2 protein-coding genes are annotated in these 1,086 nt (G+C 68.1%); both read left to right on the top strand.

Features of this window, described 5'->3' with window-relative positions; genetic code table 11:
* Window positions 1-667, top strand: a 667-nt coding sequence (locus U1769_RS25345) for an L-threonylcarbamoyladenylate synthase (RefSeq protein ID WP_332720921.1), incomplete at its 5' end; no start/stop codon positions are given.
* Between the two features lie 84 nt (window positions 668-751).
* A partial coding sequence (locus U1769_RS25340) for an aquaporin (RefSeq protein ID WP_332720920.1) occupies window positions 752-1,086 on the top strand: 335 nt, incomplete at its 3' end.

Below are 1,086 nucleotides of genomic sequence, written 5' to 3'. Positions count from 1 at the left end.
CTGGCCGGGTCCGCTGACATTGGTGCTGCCGAACCGGCCCGGTGCGGCGATTGCCGGACTGGTGACGGCGGGGCTGAAGACGGCGGCGATTCGCGTGCCACAGCACCGCGCGATGCAGGCATTGCTGGCGGCGACTGGCGTTCCCCTTGCCGCGCCATCGGCGAACGCCAGCGGGTCGATCAGCCCGACGCGCGCGGCGCACGTCGCAGCCAGCCTGGGCGGGCGCATCCCGCTGATCGTCGATGACGGGCCGACCAGCGGGGGAATCGAATCGACGATCGTGGCACTGGGCGGCACGGCGCGGTTGCTGCGACCCGGCCCGATTGCGGCGGAGGCGATCGAACGCGAGATCGGGCGCTGGCTGAGTGCGGCGGGGGATGCGGTCGAAGCGCCGGGGCAGTTGGCCAGCCATTATGCCCCGTCCAAACCGCTGCGGCTGGATGCTATTGATGCGCGCGAGGGCGAGTGGCTGATCGGGTTCGGCGATATTGCCGGGGATGATACGCTCTCTGCGTCGGGCGATCTGTCCGAAGCGGCTGCACGGCTGTTCGACGCGTTGCACCGAGCGGATGCGACTGACCGCGCGACCATCGCCGTCGCGCCGATACCCGAGCTGGGGCTCGGCATCGCAATCACGGATCGCTTGCGGCGTGCTGCGCACCGCTAGGTCTTTACACTGGCGAAACGGGTTCTAGGCTGCCCCCGGCCGCGTAGCCCGGCGTGTTCGATCAACGAATATGAGAGGGGCATGATGACCAATTTGCAACGCGGGCTGGCTGAACTGATCGGCACATTCTGGCTGGTTTTCGGGGGCTGCGGCAGCGCGGTGCTGGCGGCGGCGTTTCCTGAGGTTGGGATCGGGCTGCTGGGCGTCAGCCTCGCATTCGGGCTGACCGTGCTGACCATGGCGTATTCGATCGGGCATATTTCGGGCTGTCACCTGAACCCGGCAGTGACGGTCGGCCTGTGGGCGGGCGGACGCTTCGCGGGCAAGGATATCCCGCTCTATATCGCCGCACAGGTCGTGGGCGGGCTGGTTGCCGCAGGGCTGCTCTATTGCATCGCGAACGGTGCGCCGGGCGGTTA

Source organism: Parasphingomonas zepuensis, from assembly GCF_036663735.1.
In the GTDB taxonomy this organism is placed as follows: Bacteria; Pseudomonadota; Alphaproteobacteria; order Sphingomonadales; family Sphingomonadaceae; genus Sphingomonas.
The sequence above is the reverse complement of the archived record's forward strand: the minus strand, read 5'-3'. Positions and strand labels throughout refer to the sequence as shown.